13 protein-coding genes are annotated in these 17,609 nt (G+C 72.8%); 2 read left to right on the top strand and 11 right to left on the bottom strand.

Features of this window, described 5'->3' with window-relative positions; all coding sequences use genetic code 11:
- Positions 1-59 precede the first annotated feature (59 nt).
- From EBO15_RS04840 to EBO15_RS04855, 4 genes are all read right to left on the bottom strand, one after another.
- A complete protein-coding gene (locus tag EBO15_RS04840; protein ID WP_147481380.1) occupies positions 60-1,472 on the bottom strand; it encodes a DUF5719 family protein in 1,413 nt (470 codons plus the stop codon).
- Positions 1,469-4,702: a glycosyltransferase family 2 protein gene (locus EBO15_RS04845; RefSeq protein WP_122193084.1), complete on the bottom strand. Its 3,234-nt coding sequence runs from the start codon at positions 4,700-4,702 to the stop codon at positions 1,469-1,471. Before EBO15_RS04845 ends, EBO15_RS04840 begins: the two co-directional genes overlap by 4 nt.
- A 322-nt stretch (positions 4,703-5,024) precedes the next feature.
- The gene (locus EBO15_RS04850; protein ID WP_153537861.1) at positions 5,025-5,240 is read right to left on the bottom strand and encodes a WhiB family transcriptional regulator; all 216 of its coding nucleotides are present in this window, start codon (positions 5,238-5,240) and stop codon (positions 5,025-5,027) included.
- Positions 5,241-5,545: 305 nt separating this feature from the next.
- Positions 5,546-6,598 carry a hypothetical protein gene (locus EBO15_RS04855; protein WP_122193085.1) on the bottom strand — a complete coding sequence of 351 codons (1,053 nt, stop codon included), beginning with the start codon at positions 6,596-6,598 and terminating at the stop codon, positions 5,546-5,548.
- Positions 6,599-6,832: 234 nt separating this feature from the next.
- Between EBO15_RS04855 and cofD the strand changes: the two genes are divergently transcribed.
- A complete protein-coding gene (gene cofD, locus EBO15_RS04860) occupies positions 6,833-7,774 on the top strand; it encodes a 2-phospho-L-lactate transferase (protein ID WP_122193086.1) in 942 nt (313 codons plus the stop codon).
- Positions 7,771-9,057 carry a coenzyme F420-0:L-glutamate ligase gene (locus EBO15_RS04865; RefSeq protein WP_122193087.1) on the top strand — a complete coding sequence of 429 codons (1,287 nt, stop codon included), beginning with the start codon at positions 7,771-7,773 and terminating at the stop codon, positions 9,055-9,057. Before cofD ends, EBO15_RS04865 begins: the two co-directional genes overlap by 4 nt.
- Before the next feature lie 95 nt (positions 9,058-9,152).
- On the opposite strand, the gene EBO15_RS04870 is transcribed toward EBO15_RS04865, so the two are convergent.
- The 7 genes from EBO15_RS04870 to EBO15_RS04900 all read right to left on the bottom strand — a co-directional run bounded on the left by EBO15_RS04870 (position 9,153) and on the right by EBO15_RS04900 (position 17,555).
- On the bottom strand, positions 9,153-11,765 hold the full coding sequence (locus EBO15_RS04870; protein WP_122193088.1) for a bifunctional FO biosynthesis protein CofGH: 2,613 nt from the start codon (positions 11,763-11,765) through the stop codon (positions 9,153-9,155).
- Positions 11,766-11,885: 120 nt separating this feature from the next.
- Positions 11,886-12,341, bottom strand: a complete 456-nt coding sequence (locus EBO15_RS45760; protein ID WP_325051869.1) for a LysR substrate-binding domain-containing protein — start codon at positions 12,339-12,341, stop codon at positions 11,886-11,888.
- 3 nt (positions 12,342-12,344) lie between these two features.
- Positions 12,345-12,554 carry a helix-turn-helix domain-containing protein gene (locus tag EBO15_RS45765; RefSeq protein ID WP_233615954.1) on the bottom strand — a complete coding sequence of 70 codons (210 nt, stop codon included), beginning with the start codon at positions 12,552-12,554 and terminating at the stop codon, positions 12,345-12,347.
- A gap of 343 nt (positions 12,555-12,897) precedes the next feature.
- On the bottom strand, positions 12,898-13,770 hold the full coding sequence (locus EBO15_RS04885) for a DNA-3-methyladenine glycosylase family protein (protein ID WP_233615956.1): 873 nt from the start codon (positions 13,768-13,770) through the stop codon (positions 12,898-12,900).
- A 177-nt stretch (positions 13,771-13,947) separates the two neighbouring features.
- Entirely contained in the window at positions 13,948-15,090 is a 1,143-nt protein-coding gene (locus tag EBO15_RS04890) for a serine hydrolase domain-containing protein (protein ID WP_122193091.1), read from the bottom strand.
- Positions 15,091-15,162: 72 nt separating this feature from the next.
- Positions 15,163-16,230: a mannose-1-phosphate guanylyltransferase gene (manB, locus tag EBO15_RS46725; RefSeq protein WP_122193092.1), complete on the bottom strand. Its 1,068-nt coding sequence runs from the start codon at positions 16,228-16,230 to the stop codon at positions 15,163-15,165.
- 116 nt (positions 16,231-16,346) lie between these two features.
- Positions 16,347-17,555: a glycosyltransferase family 4 protein gene (locus EBO15_RS04900; RefSeq protein WP_233615957.1), complete on the bottom strand. Its 1,209-nt coding sequence runs from the start codon at positions 17,553-17,555 to the stop codon at positions 16,347-16,349.
- Positions 17,556-17,609: the final 54 nt, after the last annotated feature.

The following is a 17,609-nucleotide window of genomic DNA, read 5'->3' on the forward strand; positions in this document are numbered from 1 at the left end:
CTCCGGCGGCCGGTCGCGCGCGTGCGAGGCGGGGTGCCGGACACGTTCCGTAGCGGTTCTCAGTCCAGTGTGTGGTGTGAGTCATGCGCGGGCGGGAGCATCTGGGCGAGCGGTGCCGGGGGCACGGGTTCCGCCGTGACCAGCCCGGACGTGACGAGGACGCTCCCGGCGTAGAGGGGGCCGTCGGCGTCGACACGGAGGCCGGTTGCGGCCAGTCCACGCGTCCCGGGCAGGAAATAGGCCGTTTCGACCGTCCGTCCCGCGGGGACCGCCAGGGTCCGGGGCTCCCCGCCGCCCACGGGCATGAGGGTGACCGTGACGGTCCGGGTCGGCGCGGTCAGGATCAGGCCCCCGCCGAGCCGGGCGTCCGGGATGACGCCGGGCCCGGTGCCCGGCCCCAGGGGCGAGGTCGCGGTTCCGAAGGCCACGTCGGGCCCGCGCGTGGCGGTGAACCCGGCGACGACGGGCTTGTCCGAATCGACCAGGATCGCGGCCGGACGACCTGCCAGTGTCCCGCGCAGGTCGAACGTCGTGATCGTTCGTGGCCGCCCGGACGAGGCGCCGTCCTGTGCCTGGGCGTTCGGCGTCACGGTCCCGTCCGGGCCGACGAGCCGGACGCGGATCTTCGCGCCGGCCTCTCCCGGTACCGCGACCAGCAGTCTTCGATCACCCGGCCCGCTCGGGACGCCCGGCAGCACCAGCGAGGTCGCGGGGGTGGGCGAGACGGGTTCCCAGTCGATTCCGCGGCCCGGGGAGACCCGGACGCGGAGGGCCGCGGCGACGCGTCCGGACGTGGCCCGCACCCTCAGGGCGAGGTCGCGCGCGGCCTGGACGACCGCCCCCAAACCCTCCCGTGATTGTCCGATCCAGACAACACGGGTGCTGTGCGGGGCGACCGCCACGCCCTGGCCGTCGAGCGTGTCGAGGGGGCCTTCGCCCGAAAGCGCGCTCAGGTCCACGGACGCGGGGGTGTCGTCCACGTCGGTGAGGTGGAGTTCGAGATCTTCGGCGGCCAGTGGCCCGGGCCCCAGGAACCACTGGTCGAAGCCCGGCTGGACGCAGCGGGCGGCGGCGACGCCCCGGTCGCGTCCGTGTGTCCAGAGGGTCGTCCAGCGTGCGGACAGGCCCGCGGCCAGGTCTCCGTCCGCGCGGACGACGACGGCGGGCTTGTTCCGGCCTTTGACGTCGCTGGTCCAGTGCTGTCCGGGGGACGTGAGCATGGCCGTGCGCGGTCCTTCGATGGAGACTCGTCCGCGCGCGTTCGGGATGGGCGCTGTTTGAACGCCCACCCGTCCGGCTTCTCCACCCGGACAGGCCATGACAACGCTCTTGATCGGTTCCTGGACAGGCTTTGCCATGCGCGCTGCTCCGGGACGGGTCACGTGCGCCGTTCCGTAGAGCGCGGCCATGGCCACGGGAGCGGCGGCGGCCACGATGTACCTGTTCTTGAACAGTCCGAGTTCGAGCTTCACGACGGCTCCTCGTCGAGATGGCGCGACCTGGTGTGGGCCGCTGACCGGCGACGTCGGCCAATGGGCTCGTCGGGCTTCTGGCGGATCTGACGTGTCGCGCGCCGGAGCGCTGTGGCGACAGTGGTCGGGGCCCTGCGCGCGTGCGAGCGCGTGTTCTCGGCCGCCGCCAGGGGCGACTCGTCCGGGCGGGCCCCGGGAAGGGCCAGGATCAGGACGACCAGCACGAACAGGCCCTTGACGCCGACCCAGATCTGCCGTGTGAGCATGCTGTGCGACAAGACGAACGTCCCGCCCGTGGCCGGGATCTCGTACGCGCGCGACCAGCCGTTCACCGCATGGCTCTTCAGGGAACGTCCGTCCAGCGTGGCATGCCAGCCGCCATCGTCGGGTTCGGCCACCGTGAGCGTCCGGGGGCCAGTGCTCGGCGGGACGCGGACGCTCGTGCGCGCGGCGCGGGTGCCGCCGGGCAGAATCTTGACCGTCTGACCGTCCTGGAGCGTGAGGCGTCCTGCGGGGGCGCGGACCTCCCAGCTGGCGAAGTCGGCCGTGCGGCTCTGCCGGTTCAGTTCGGGCGAGGCGTCCAGGACGGGCGTCAGCGGGTCGGTGCCCGGGTTCCTGACCAGCAGGTACCGGACGCCCAGGGCGCTGAGTCCGGGGGCCTCGTCGGTGTCCGTTCCACCTGCGATCCCGGAGACGAGCGCATCCAGGCGCCTGCGCGCGGACGCGTCGTCCGGCACAGACGTTTCGGCCGGTCCGGGGACCGCGCCACGCAGGACGGTGTAATCCACCCGCCCGGACGGTTCGTGTCGCAGCACCACCGTGCGCGCGCCCGTGGAGTCGTGCAAGAAGATCGGGACGGTATCGGGGTTGAATCGGCTCAGCGGTCCGTCCACGCCGTCCACGACCCAGGTGGCGGCGGCGAGCACAGGCGTTGTGCACGCAGCGGCGAACAACATCACTCCCCCTATGCGCACGACGCGGCCGGTCCCGGCGACGGCGAATGCCGCGCGGCGGACACCGACCGAGGCGGCGGCCAATGCCCCACCCCCGGCGAACACCAACGGAACGCCAGGCCAGTAGGGCGCGCTGTCCGCGCCGGACTTGGCGGTGAGGCCGCTCAAGAGGATCGCCATCAGCAGGCCGAAAAGGGTCAGGGCCCACCCGGTCACGACGAACGTGCGTCGCTCGCGCACGAGGAGCGCCACGAATGCGGCCACGGCGAGCCCCGCAGCAGCCCACGAGACTGCGGGGCCGCCACCTGGAACCAGTCCGAGCAGGTCGGCGGCGGACGCGGGCGCGCGCCCGGTCGGCAGCGTCCCGGCCTCCAGCAGAAAGCGCGACGGATGCAGGAGCAGTCCGAGTGACCAGGGGCCGAGGATCAGCGGCGGGACGGCCACGACGATCAGCATGTTGCGCGCGCCCCGATCCACGGGCAGTCCCCGAGGGGCCGTGACCAGAACGGCAGCCGACACGACCAGCGGCCACACCAACGGGACGAACGCCATCGCCATGGCCAGAAGTAGTGCCGTGCCCCAGGCGGCACGTCCGGAAGCCCGCTTATCCACCGCGTCCGTGAGGGCTCGGTGTGCAAGCAGGGCGATCAGTGGCAGCAGCACGATCACAACGGATGTGCCGAGCCGTCCGTCCGTTATGGCCCCGGTGGCTGCTGGCAGGAGGGCGTAGGTACCCGCGGCCCAGAGGCGCAGGGCGGCGCGATAGGGCGTCCGCGGTGGAATCAAGCGGCGGGCGGCGATCAGGGAGGTCACCCCAGCCAGCGGGACGGTGCCGAGCAGCAGAACGTTCACGGCCAGCCACGGCTTGCCGAACGCGAGCGTGGACACCATGGCGAGAGCGGCCACCCATGGCGGCGTCCCAGCGTCGGTGCCGAGACCGGTCGGATGCCAGCCCGCCGCATAGGCGGCCCACAAGTCGGACGCACCGCCCGTAGGAGCGGCCAATGCGCCACCCGTTAGACGGGATCCAGCGGTGATCAGTGACCGTTCTGCCACCAATGCGACGACAGTGAGCACGAAGACAAGCAAAACGCCCGGACGCGTGAGGAAACGCCGAAGCATCGCACGTCGACTGGTGTCTTCTGGAGGAGATTCTTCGCGTTCTGCCGCTCTGCGCGCATCCCGTTTGGCGAGCCAAATGTGCAGCGCCTCGTAAGCACGTCTTCGAGCCACGCCATGCGCCATCAAGCTTCGCTGGATGTATCTGTGGGCGTGCCTACGCCCTTCGGATCGCACACGCCTCGCACGCCACAACCGCATGGGCGCGCGCAGAACGGCCATGAACGCACCGAACTCCTGCTTGGCGGCCTCCGGACGCTTCAGCAGCAGCATCCACGCGATCTGCAGCGCCGTGGACCAGGCGATCCGCGCCCACGTCCCGGGCAGCGCCCGCGCGGGACGGTTGGCGAGGAGCGTCAGCAGCGCGTTCTGGCGGTCCAGGCGGCGGATCGGCGCGTCCGACACCGCGATCTCCCGGACTCCGCGCCGCGCCGCCTCCGCGTGGAACACGACCGCGTCGGTGACGACGACGACCCGCTGCCCGGCGGCGTGCGCCCGGAAGCAGAGGTCGGCGTCGTCTCGGAACAGCCCGAACGAGGTCTCGAGGCCGCCGAGCCGGTCCCAGAGGTCCCTGCGGACCAGCATCCCGGCGGTGCTCACCGCGAGGACGTCGCGGTCGCCGTCGTGCTGGCCCTGGTCGAAGTCGCCGTGGTCGATGCCGGTGTCGCGGCGCCCCGCGGCGTCCATGGTCTCCCCTGCGGAGAGCAGGACGCGCCGGTCCGTCCAGTCACGCAGCTTGGGGCCGGCGACGCCGATGCGCGGATCCGCGTCGGCGGCCTTCAGCAGGCGGGCGAGCGCGTCGGGCGCGGGTGCGGAGTCGTCATGCAGCAGCCACACCCATCCGACCCGATCCGCCTCAGGGGCAGGGCCGGCGGCAGGGGCGGCGGCAGGGGCGGCGGCGGCGGACGGATGCCGTAGCGCCTCGGCCACGGCCTCGCCGTAGCCGGTCGTCCGCGGGAGCCGCAGGACGGCGCCGGGCCCGACGACCTCCGCGGCCATGTCCGGACCGCGGTCGGTGCTCCCGGTGTCGGCGACGACCAGCCGCTGGACGGGGCGCGCCTGGGTGAGCAGTGCCTTCAGCGCGTCCGGCAGCCATCGCGCCCCGTCGTGCGTGACGAGGACGGCGGTGACGGCGTGCCGGTCGAGTGGGGAGGGCAAAAGGTGATCGCTCCAAGGTCGGCAGCGGGTCCCCGCGCCGGCGCCCCGGGGCCGACACGGCGGACCACTCTAGGCGCAGCCGCCCGACTTCGCCCGAGAACCTCCTTATTCGCCCGTGACCAGGGCAGAAGAAAGCGACGGCGCGGAGATCCGCGCCGTCGCACTTTCCGTCCTTCTCATCCCGCCGCACGCGCCCCGGATCGATGCCCGCACCGTGCCGCGGACGGCACAGGGAAGCGGTGCGCGGGCCCGAGGCCCGTGGGGCGCGTGATGATCCGCCGACCCGACCGCCGGCGACGGAGCCCGGCGGTCAAGGCGGCGGTCAGACGGCCTGGCGCTTCAGCTTGCGGCGCTCACGCTCCGACAGTCCACCCCAAATTCCGAAACGTTCGTCATGCTGTAGCGCGTACTCCAGACACTCCGCCCGAACCTCGCATGCGCGGCACACCTTCTTGGCTTCGCGAGTGGAGCCGCCCTTCTCCGGAAAAAACGCCTCCGGGTCCGTCTGCGCGCACAGGGCGCGCTCCTGCCAGCCCATCTCTTCGCCGTCTGTGCCGTGCGCCAGCGGGATCACTACCTCGCTCACAGCGCACCTCCTAGCCCGTGGAGCCCCCCTGGTCGATGCCTTCCCCCAGGCTCCATCCCCCGAGAAGGCATTGAACTACACCGACGAAATTACACGCGTGTAGCGCCCGCTCCGTCAAGCCGAACGAGTTTCCAAGTGGGCAAAGAGGGTTTTTTGGGAGATGACGCACGCGGGTTCAACGCGGTTTTGCTCCTGCGTGGAGGTGCGCCCACACCCCGCCGACCTCAGCGAATGAAAGATCGGAAAATCTCAAGGCGTCACTGCGGCGGACGGTTGTCCCGGTACCAGTCGCCGCCCTCTTCGGATCCGCCCTGCCGCTGACCGGGCTGACCCGCCTGACCGGGCTGACCGTACTGCCCCTCGTGACCCGCCTGCGGCTGCTCGCCGGTGCCCCGGCCACCGCCGTAGGCGCGCGTCCACTCGCCCATCTCTTCCTCGTCCGCGGACGTCTGGGGCTCAGCGGCCTGCTGGTGCTCCGCGCCGGGCTGGGAGGCCGCCTGGGCGGGCTGCTGGTAGGCGGCCTGCTGGCCGTAACCCTGCTCGCCCGGCTGGCCCTGCTGGCCCGGCTGGCCCGGCTGGCCCGGCTGGCCGTACGCCTGCTGCTGGCCGTACTGCGGCGACGCGGCCTGCTGGCCGTAGCCCGCCTGGCCGTACTGCTGCTGGGCCTGCTCCTGGCCGTACACCTGCGCCTGCGCCTGGCCCTGCTGCTGGCCGTAGCCCTGCTGTTCGCCGTAACCCTGCTGGCCGTACTGCTGCTGCCCGTAACCCTGGTGCTCGCCGTACGGCTGCTGGCCGCCCTGCTGCTGCTCGCCGCCGGGCTGGTAGCCGAAGCCCGGGTACTGGCCAGGAGCGGGCGGACCGGCCGGACGCGTCGGCTGCATGCCCTGGAGGATGGTCAGGACGTACCAGGCACCGAGACCGATCACCGCGAGCTTGGCCGCGCCGTACAGGAACGCCGAGAGCTTGCCGACGGCCGTCGCGTACTCGGAGCCGGTGAACATGGACGCCAGCCAGCAGATCAGGCCGATCAGGGCCATTCCGCCGAGGACGCCGAGCGCGCCGACGACGATCGTGCGGGCCTGCGGGGTCGGGCCCTCCGGACGCGAGGTCACCAGCCAGACGGCGAACGCCAGCATGCCCGTGACCGCGACGTTGGTGAACGTTCCGCCGACGGTCTCGTTCAGGGCGTGGAAGGTGAACGGGCCCCGCCCGAACAGTGCGACGATGCCCGCGAACAACTGGACACCCGCGGACGCGAGCAGGATCCAGGCTGCCGGTTCGCGCAGGCGCTGGACGGCTTCCTTGTTCACGGTGACATCTCCCGGTGGTGACGGTTACGTTTTCCGGATTCACAAAAAGCTTCGCACATCCAGGCACGTCATGCCCGCAGCGGGCCTCCGTCGAAGACCGTGTTCGACCACGTATTCGATGGGCGTTCTCCCAGCCCCGGGCCGGGCGGCGCGTTGCGCGGCCGGGGAGGTCCGGCGTGTGGGCGGCGCCCCTCGGCGCCCTGGGCTGTGAACACCAAGCCCTAGGCTGGAAACATGAAGATCGTGGCGCTGGCGGGCGGTATCGGTGGGGCCCGCTTCCTGCGCGGACTGCGTGCGGCCGCCCCCGAGGCCGACATCACCGTGATCGGCAACACCGGGGACGACATCTCCCTGTTCGGGCTGCGGGTCTGCCCGGACCTGGACACCGTGATGTACACCCTCGGCGGCGGAATCAACGAGGAACAAGGTTGGGGACGGCGAGACGAAAGTTTCACCGTTAAGGAAGAACTGCTCGAATACGGCGTCGGCCCGTCCTGGTTCGGACTGGGCGACCGTGACTTCGCGACACATATCGTCCGGACGCAGATGCTCGCGGCCGGGTACCGCCTTTCGGCGGTGACCGAGGCGCTGTGCGACCGCTGGAAGCCGGGCGTGCGGCTGGTCCCGATGACCGACGACCAGGTCGAGACGCACGTCGTGGTGGACGATCCGGAGCAGGGCCGCCGCGCGATCCACTTCCAGGAGTGGTGGGTGCGGCTGCGGGCGTCGCTGCCGGCCGTGTCGATCGCGCCGGTCGGCGCGGACGAGGCGAAGCCCGCGCCGGGCGTGCTGAAGGCGATCGAGGCGGCGGACGTGGTGCTGTTCCCGCCGTCCAACCCGGTCGTGAGCATCGGGACGATTCTGTCCATCCCGGGCATTCGGGACGCCGTCGCGGCGAAGACCGTCGTCGGCGTGTCGCCCATCATCGGCGGCGCGCCCGTGCGCGGCATGGCGGACGCGTGCCTGACCGCGATCGGCGTCGAGACGTCCGCGCGGGCGGTCGCCGAGCACTACGGACCGGACCTGGTCGACGGCTGGCTCGTGGACGAGGCCGACAAGGACGTCACGGTCGAGGGCATGGAGGTCCGCTCGCGGCCGCTGCTGATGAGCGACCCCGAGGCGACCCGCGCGATCGCGCAGGCGGCGCTGGACCTGGCCCTGGAGCTGGCCCGATGAGCTTCCAGGTGTTCGGCGTGCCCGGGATGCCCGAGATCGGCGAGGGCTCCGACATCGCCGCGCTGATCCCCGCGGACCTGGTCGAGGACGGCGACGTCCTGGTCGTCACGTCCAAGATCGTCAGTAAGGCGGAGGGCCGGGTGCTCGTCGCGGACGACCGCGAGAAGGCGATCGACGCGGAGACCGTCCGCGTCGTCGCCCGGCGCACGCACGAGCGCGGCGAGACGCGCATCGTCGAGACGCGGCAGGGGCTCGTGATGGCCGCCGCCGGCGTGGACGCGTCGAACACCGAGCCCGGCACCGTCCTTCTGCTGCCCGTCGACCCGGACGCGTCCGCCCGGCGCATACGTGCGCGCGTGCGTGAGCTGACCGGTGCGAACGTGGCGGTCATCGTGTCCGACACCATGGGCCGCCCTTGGCGGGAGGGCCTGATCGACAACGCCATCGGCGCTGCCGGCATCTCCCCCTTGGACGACTTCCGCGGACGCACCGACAACTACGGAAACCCCCTCCAGGCCACCATCACGGCCGTCATCGACCAGCTGGCCTCGGCAGGAGAGCTGGCCAAGGGAAAGGTCTCGGGCGTCCCGGTCGCGGTCGTGCGCGGCCTCAGCGACCTGGTGACGGACGACGACGGTCCGGGCGCGCGTTCCCTGGTGCGGTCCCCGGAGGAGGACATGTTCCGGTTCGGTTCGAGGGACGTCCTGTACGCGCGGCGCACGATCCGCGAGTTCACGGACGAGCCCGTCGACCCGCGGGCCGTCCGTGACGCGGTCGCCGCCGCGATCACCGCGCCGGCGCCGCACCACACGACGCCGTGGCGGTTCGTCCTGCTGGAGTCGGCCGAGTCGCGCACCCGCCTGCTGGACGCGATGCGCGACGCGTGGGAGGCCGACCTGCGCCGGGACGGCAAGTCCGAGGAGTCGATCGCCAAGCGGCTCAAGCGCGGCGACGTGCTGCGGCGGGCGCCGTACCTGGTCGTGCCGTGCCTGGTGATGGACGGCTCGCACGACTACCCGGACGAGCGCCGGTCGACGGCCGAGCGCGAGATGTTCGTGGTCGCGACGGGCGCGGGCGTGCAGAACCTGCTGGTCCAGCTGGCCGTGCAGGGCCTCGGCTCGTGCTGGGTGTCGTCCACGATGTTCTGCCGGGACGTCGTGCGCGACGCCCTCGGCATCCCGGCCGACTGGGACCCGATGGGCGCCGTGGGCGTCGGCCACGCGGCGGCCCCGCCGCGGCAGCGTCCGCCGCGTTCCCCGGAGGCGTTCATCGAGGTCCGCTAGAACCTCGCGGGACGGCCTGTTAGTCGGGCGGTAGTAGGTGGTTAGTCCTGGGGCGGTGCGGAGGACGATTGTCATCCTCCGCACCGCCCCAGTGCTCATTTAGTGACAATCGGAAGTGTGCGCGGCTGATGACCGCTCGCACCCCGGACCGTCGCCTGCCCGAAATGACCGATGCCGTCGGTCCGACGGGCCGCTTCCCTCCGTTCGGCCGTCGGGACGCCGTAGAGCGTCGTGCGCTGTCTCGCCGGGCGGCCCGCGCGCGCCGCGATGGCCTCCAGTTCGCTGATGGCCTTGAAGGAACCGTTCTCCGAACCCGCCATGCGGCTGATGGTCTCCTCCATGAGCGTCCCACCCAGGTCGTTGACCCCGCCTCGCAGCACGCGCGCGCACAGCTCGTCACCGAGCTTCACCCAGGACGTCTGGATGTTGGCGATCGCGCCGTGCAGCAGGACGCGCGCGAGCGCGTGGACGGCGACGTTCTCCCGGACGGTCGGCCCCGGACGGGCGAGTCCCGCCAGGTAGATCGGCGAGTTGTGGTGCACGAACGGCAGCAGGACGAACTCGCTGAAGCCGCCCGTCCGCTCCTGGATCGAACGCAGCAGCCGAAGGTGCGCGACCCAGTGCGCGGGCGTGTCGACGTGGCCGTACATCATCGTGGACGTCGTGCGGATGCCCAGCTCGTGCGCGGTCGTGACGACCTCGACCCACTGGTCGGCGGGCAGCTTGCCCTTGGTCAGCACCCAGCGGACGTCGTCGTCGAGGATCTCGGCGGCGGTCCCGGGCAGCGAGTCCACGCCCGCCTCCCGCGCCGCCGTCAGCCACTCGCGGATCGACAGGTCCGTGCGCGCGGCGCCGTTGACGACCTCCATCGGGCTGTAGGAGTGCAGGTGGATCTCCGGTGCGCGCCGCTTCACCTCGCGCGCGAGGTCGAAGTAGGCGGTTCCGGGCAGGTCGGGGTGGATGCCGCCCTGCATGCAGACCTCGGTGGCGCCCGCGGCCCACGCCTCGTCCACGCGGTCGCCGACCTGCTCCAGGGAGAGCGTGTAGGCGTCGGCGTCCGTGCGGCGCTGCGCGAACGCGCAGAACCGGCAGCCTGTGTAGCAGACGTTAGTGAAATTGATGTTCCGTGTGACGACGTAGGTAACGTCGTCGCCGACCGCCTCGCGGCGCAGGTCGTCGGCGAGGCGGGTGAGCGCGTCGAGCTCGGGGCCGTCCGCGTGGAGCAGGGCGAGCGCCTCGTCGTCGGAGAGGCCGCCGGGGTCGCGTTCGGCGGCGGCCAGCGCCGCCTTGATGTCGGTGTCGAAGCGCTGCGGAGCGGACGCGATGCGCTCGCGCGCCGCGTCCCAGTCGCCGTAGACGGAGTCGAAGTCCTCGCGCCGGTCGGACGCGCGCCCCTCGGTGTCGATGGAGACGTGCAGGTCGGTGCGTCCGGACGAGGTGAATCCGCCGTCCGGCTCCTGCCACGGGCGGCCCTCGGGAACGGCGTCCTCGCGGGCGAGGCCGGTCTCCGGGTCGGCGAGCGCGGCGACGTGCCCGGCCAGCCGGGGATCGAGCCACGGCTCGCCGCGCCGGACGTACTCGGGGTAGATCGTCAGGCGTTCGCGCAGGGTGAAGCCCGCGTCGGCGGTGCGCGCGGCGAGCTCGTCGACGTGCGGCCAGGGCCGTTCCGGGTTCACGTGGTCCGGGGTGAGCGGCGAGACGCCGCCCCAGTCGTCGATCCCGGCGCGCAGCAGCAGCCGGTACTGCTCGTCCACGAGGTTCGGCGGGGCCTGGATGCGCGCCTTCGGGCCGAGGACGAGCCGTGCGACCGCGACCGTCGCGGCGAGCTCCTCGAGTTCGGCGTCCGGGGTGTCGCGCATCTTGGTGTCCGGTTTGGCGCGGAAGTTCTGGACGATGACCTCCTGCACCGCGCCGTACTCCCGCATCGTCCGCCGGATCGCGAAGATCGCGTCGGCGCGCTCCTCGAACGTCTCGCCGATGCCGATCAGGATGCCGGTGGTGAACGGGACGTTGCTGCGCCCCGCGTCCTCCAGCACGCGCAGCCGGACGGCGGGGTCCTTGTCGGGCGAGCCGAAGTGCGGTCCGCCGCGCTCGCTGAACAGGCGCGTCGCGGTCGTCTCCAGCATCATCCCCATGGACGGCGCGACCGGCTTGAGCCGCTGGAAGTCCCGCCAGGTCATCACCCCGGGATTGAGGTGCGGCAGGAGGCCGGTCTCCTCCAGGACGCGGACGGCCATCGCGCGCACGTACGAGAGCGTGTCGTCGTAGCCGTGGGCGTCCAGCCACTCGCGGGCCGGTTTCCAACGGTCCTCGGGACGGTCGCCGAGGGTGAACAGCGCCTCTTTGCAGCCCAGCGCCGCGCCCTGCCGGGCGATCTCCAGCACCTCGTCCGGGCCGAGGTAGGGAGCGTCCAGCCGGTGCGGGACGGTCGCGAACGTGCAGTAGCCGCAGCGGTCGCGGCAGAGGCGGGTGAGTGGGATGAAGACCTTGCGGCTGTAGGTGATCACGCCGGGGCGTCCGGCGGCCGCGAGGCCCGCGTCGCGGGTGCGGCCGGCGTGGTCCAGCAGGTCGTCGAGCTGCGCGCCCCGGGCGTGCAGCAGGATCGTGGCCTCGGTCGGGTCGAGCGTCTTGCCGTCGCGCGCCCGCGCGAGCGCCCTGCGGAGGGCGGCTTCTGATGGGGCGGAGGCACGCGTGGGATCAACGTCCATGAGCGCACTCTATGCCAAGCGTCATATTCTCGGAGCGTTCGGGGGCCACGTTTTGGATCTTGGAATGTCGCCGGTCCCTCCGGGGGCCGACGAGGACTCGGGCCCGCGCGCGCCGGGCCCTCAGGAACCGGCCGGGACGCGGGGCCCGCGGGCCAGGCCGGGACGGCGTCCGGCCAGGTCGCCCGCCGACACGCGCAGCGCGTCCAGCAGGGCCCGGACGGACGGCCGGCCGTCGGCGCCCGCACGCGTCCACAGCACCATACGTCGGCGCAGCGGCTCGCCGTCGAGCGGCCGGGTGACGATGCCGGGCTGCTGCTCCGCGAACGCCAGGTCGGGCATGACGCTGACCGCGCCGCCGTGGGCGACCATCGCGAACATCACCATGATGTCGTTGGTGCGGTAACGGACGTCCGGATGGAAGCCGACCAGGTCCACGCACGCGCGCTCGAGCAGGTCGGCGCAGTTGGTGCCGAGGTGGCTGGTAACCCACCGCTCTCCCGACAGCGCCGCGAGCGGCACCGGCCCCCCGGACGCGGCGAGCGCCGCCTCCTCCGCCCCGCGCGCCTCGTCCAGCAGGCTCTACGCGCGGGCGGCCAGCGCCTCGCCCGCCGGGGTCAGCCGCAGCCGCCGCCCGGCCTTCTCCACCAGCCGCACCCCGACCTCGCGCTGGAGCTGCGCCAGCTGCTGCGAGACCGCGGACGGGCTGTACCCGAGCGCCTCCGCGACCGCGCCCGCCGTGCCGCGCCGCTGGAGTTCGCGAAGCACCCGCAACCTGCCCAGATCCAACATGGTGAAGGGATTCTTACACGAACGCTGAAGAAACTGTCGCTGGACCTGAATAGTGGACGGGGTCAAACTGTGAGTGCGGTCGGGGGGACGGCAAGGCGTCCCCCCGCTCCGCGCCCGCGCGGGAAGTCCGAGCCCAGGCCAGGGCTCACGAGCACCTCGGATGCGAAAGGACTTCTCATGTACGTCATCCTCGCCCTCGCCGCCCTCGCCGTCCTCGGCCCGCTCTTCGGACGCGACACCCGCGACGGCCTCGACTGGGCCCGCGACACCTTCTGGCTGCCGCGGCGCACCGCGCCGAACACCTCGGACACCTCGGACACCTCGAACGCCCAGGCCACCCCGGTCAGAAGCTCCGATAGTCCCGCACCGGGAGCCTCGGGCCACGCCTCGGCGGACGCGCGCCGCTCAGTCCCAGCAGGCGCGTGACCCTGTGCCGGTGCCCCCGGTACGGCTCCAGCAGTTCGAGCATCCCGTCGTCGTCGGTCCTGCTCCCGGTGAGCGCCCAGCCCACCAGGCCGGGCAGGTGGTAGTCGCCCACCGAGACCGCGTCCGGGTCGCCGACCGCGCGCTGCCGGGTCTCGGCCGCCGTCCACACCCCGATCCCGGGGAGTGAGCGGAGCCGGGACTCGGCGGCGTTGTCGGACGTCCCTCCATCCGTGCCGCCATCCGTGCCGCCGCCCGGGTTGCCGGGGAGCGGTTCCAGGCGGGACGCGACCCGCGCCGCCCCGATGATCGTCCGCGCCCGGACGGCCTCGATGCCGGACCGGTGCCACTCCCAGGACGGGATCCGCGCCCACACCTCCGGTGGAGGCGGGACGCGCAGGTCCAGCGCGCGGCCCCGGTCGGTGACCCCGCCCCGCGGCATCGGCGCGGGCTCACCGAACCGGCGCAGCAGGTAGCGCCAGGCCCGCCACGCCTCCGTGCTCAGCACCTTCTGCTCCAGGACGGCCGGGACGAGCGCCTCGAACACCCGGTTCGTGCGGCAGATCCGCAGGCCGGGCCAGCGGCGGACCGCGTCGCGCAGCACGTCGTGCCGCGGCTCGAAGCCGGACGGGTCGTCGGCCGCGCCCAGCATCTCCGGCACGGTGTCGAGCAGCCACCCCGCGCCCGGACCCCACGCGGCGGCCTCGACCACGTCGGAACTCCGGCGCAGCCGGACCGTGCCGGGGCCGTCGGGCGTCCGGACGGCGCGCCAGTACCCTCCGCCCGCGTCCATGGCGAACGCCGGATCACCGGTGCCGCGCCGGTGCGGCCCGAGGACCAGGCCGATGTCGACGGCCCACGGTGGCCGCCACTCCCGCGTCAGAATGCCAACCTCCCCTGACGAGCACGTTCCACGCTATGCGACGCCCCTGACAGAAGCGGCCAGTCAAGGCCCTGACCAGCCGTTTCTTCAGCCGCCGAAGGTAGCGGCGATGATCCCGGTGGCATGCTCGGCGGAGTCGGCGGACGGGGAGTTCAGCGCGTACACGACGACGCGGCTCAGATCACGGGTCGCCAGGAGCCCCGTCGCGTACCCGGGGAGCGAGCCCGTGTGGCCCCACGCCACCACGCCGTTCGCGCCGGTGATCCGCATCAGCCCGAGACCGAAGCGGGGGCCGCCGCCCATCGGGACGTCCGGGACGTCCGGGACGCGGAACATCTCGTCCAGGTGCGGGGGCGGGACGACGCGTCCGCGGAACAGGGCCATCACGAACCGGGTCAGGTCGGGCGCGTTGGAGATCAGCCCGCCGTCGGCGGCGCGCCACGGGCTCTGCCGGGTCACGTCGTGCAGGACGGTCCGCCCGTCCTCGCGCACGGCGAGATGAGCGGTGGCGTGCGGGACGGGCAGGTCGGGATCGTGGCGGCCCGGCGCGACCGTGGCCGCCAGCCGCAGCGGACGCAGGATCCGCCGCGTCGCCTCGATCGTGTACGCGTGCCCCGTGACCTGCTCGATCAGCATCCCGGCGAGCCAGTAGCCGAGCGGGTTCTCCCGCTGGACGGTCCCGGGACCGGCGGCCATCGGGCCGCGCACGGCGTTCGCGACCAGCTCCCGCATCGTCCAGGAGTCGAGCCGGTGCGCCACGAACCACGCGGCGTCGCCGTCGCCCGGCGCACCAGGGTCCGGCAGCCCGCTGGTGTGGTCGAGGAGCCGCCGGACGGTGATCTCCGGATACGCCCCCGGCAGCACACCGGGCAGGTACCGCTGGACCGGCTCGTCCAGCACGACCAGTCCCCGGGCGGCCAGCCGGAGGACCACCGCAGCGGTGAAAAGCCTGGTCACAGCCCCGATCCGGAACCGTCCGGCGAGCGCCGGCGGGGCGTTCGCCGCGAGGTCACCGGCCCCGGAGACGCCCTGCCAGTTCCCCGCCGGGCCGGTCACCTTGAGGATCGCGCCGGTCACCTCGGAATCCGGAGGCCCGGCGACGGCGGCCTCCAGCGCGACGGGGTCGAGTGGGGGCACCTGGCAGGGGGCACCGGGACGCGCGGTGGCGCGCCCCTGTGCGGCGAGAACGGTCAGCGCCGCCGCGGCGCCGGCCAGAGGGATGTTCCGCATCCCTCCAGATTCCGATGATCTTGATCACGCAGGATCATCCTCGCGGATGATCCTGCCACCGGGAATTCGGGATCAGGCGTCGCTGGAGAAGCGGACGGCCGTCGGGGGCAGCGAGATGCCCGGCCACAGCCGCAGCCCGTCGCGCAGCTCGTTGCCCGGCCCGACGCTCGCGCCGTCGCCCAGGATCACGCCGTCCAGGACGGCGCCCGGCCCGACCCGCGCGCCGCGGCCGAGGACCGAGTCGCGGACGGTCGCGCCCTCGGCGACGAACGCGCCGTCCTGCAGGACGCTGCCGAGCACGGTCGCGCCCGCCTCGATCTCCGCGCCGCGGCCGACCGTCGTGCCCTCCCGGACGACCGCGCCGCCCGACACCACCGCGCCCGGCAGGATCAGCCGGTCGCCCGGCTCGCCGGGCATCGCGGGCGAGGCGATCCGGCCGAGGACCAGGTCGCAGGAGCCGCGCACGAACGCCTCGGGGGTGCCCACGTCCAGCCAGTACGCGGACTCGACGTAGCCCGTCACGACCGCCCCGGACGCGATCATCGTCGGGAACGTCTCGCGCTCGACCGACACCACCTCGCCCTCCGGGATCGCGTCGATCTCCGACCGCCGGAACACGTAGCAGCCCGCGTTGATCTGGTTGGTGACCGGACGCGCCGCCTTCTCCAGGAACGCCGTCACCCGGCCGCTCCCGTCGGTCGGGACGACGCCGAACCGGGACGGGTCGTCCACGGTCGTCAGGTGCAGGGTCGCGGCCGCGTCCGTCCGGTCGTGCAGCTCCACCTGCGCCCGGACGTCGTGCCCGGACAGGATGTCGCCGTTCAGGATCAGCACCGGGTCGTCCGGGGCGGAGGTCAGGGACGCCGCCGCGTTCCGGATCGCCCCGCCCGTGCCGAGCGGCTGCCTCTCGCTGACGTACGCCAGCTCGACGCCCTGCGCCTTGCGCCCGAACGCCGCCTCGAACATCTCGGCCCGGTAGGACGTAGCGAAGATGATCCGGGTGACACCCGCCTCGTGTGCGCGCGCGAGCTGGTGCGCCAGGAACGCGACCCCGGCCGTGGGCAGCAGCGGCTTCGGCGTCGAGATCGTCAACGGGCGCAGCCGGGTTCCCTGTCCCCCGACCAGCAGGATCGCTTCCACTGGGCTCCTTCAACGCTGTCCGAAACCAATCGTCGGGCGAGCCTAACGCGTTCCGCGACGACTCGTTCCACACCGTGAAGGGCCCGGCATAAGCACAGCTCAGGACGGGTGCAGGCTCAGGACGGGTGCGACGCCGCGTACTGCGCGACGGCGCGCGCGTAGGAGTCCAGATGATCGCGGGCCGATCCCTCCCAGGTGAAGCCCTCGGCGCGGGCCGAAGCGGCCTCGGCGAGCTCGAGCCGCCGGTCCGGCGCGTCCAGCAGGGACGACAGCGCCGAGGCGATCGCGGGCGGATCGGGCTCGGTGTAGGCGACCGCCTCGCCGCCGACCTCCGGCAGCGGTCCGCGCCGCGTGGTCAGGACCGTCCCGCCGCAGGCCATCGTCTCCAGGACCGGGAGCCCGAAGCCCTCGCCGCGGCTCGGCAGCGCCACGACCAGCGCGCCCCCGAGGAACCCCGGCAGCAGTGACCAGGGCAGATACCCCGACCGGACGACCCGCAGGTGCGTCGGGACGACCGCGAGCGCCGCGTCGAGCTCGTCGTCCCAGCCGCCGGAGCCCGCCAGGACCAGCGCGGGCGGGTCCGCGCGGCCCGCGCACGCGCGCACCCAGCCGCGGATCAGGTTAGGCACGTTCTTGCGGGGCTCCAGCGCGCCCAGGTACGCCACGTACGGGTGGCCGTGCAGGCCGAGCCGGTCCGAGACCTTCTTGACCTCCTCGGGCGACGGCCGCCGGAAGACCTCGTGGTCGACGCCGTGGTAGGCCACGTCGATGTGTCCGGGCTCGGCGTGCAGCAGCCGGACCAGGTCGTCCCGGACGGCCCGGGACGGCACGATCATCCGGGTCGCGAGCCGCGCCGCCGTCCGGGTCGCCGACCTGATGTAGGACGCGCGGAGCGGATCGTGCCGTTCGGGCTCGGCGAACTGCGTCACGTCGTGGATCGTCACGACCGTCGGCAGGCCCGCGTGCACCGGGATCGTGTAGGTCGGCAGGTGCAGGACGTCCGCGCCGACCTCGCGCGCGACGCGCGGCAGGCCGTTCTGCTCCCAGGCGAGCCGGGCCGCGCGATGCGCCAGCGCCGCCGGGCCGGACACGACGCGCGCCCCCGGCGCGAGCGCCGCGTACCGCTCCCGTTCCACCCGCTGGCACGCGATCGCCAGGTCGGCCCCGAGCCCGTGCAGCGCGCGCAGCAGCCCCTCGGCGTAGCGGCCCAGCGCGCCGCGGTCGGCGGGGACGGCGGTGGCGTCCACGAGGATCCGTGGCGGCCGGTCCTCGCGCGGAACGTTCCCGCGTGGGACGTTCTCGCGGGACACCTCGTCCATCACCATGATCCCACCCCCGTGACGTAGATCACTCTTGACGATTCGAGCCTACGCCGATCG

Source organism: Actinomadura harenae (assembly GCF_003696215.1).
Taxonomy (GTDB): domain Bacteria; phylum Actinomycetota; class Actinomycetes; order Streptosporangiales; family Streptosporangiaceae; genus Spirillospora; species Spirillospora harenae.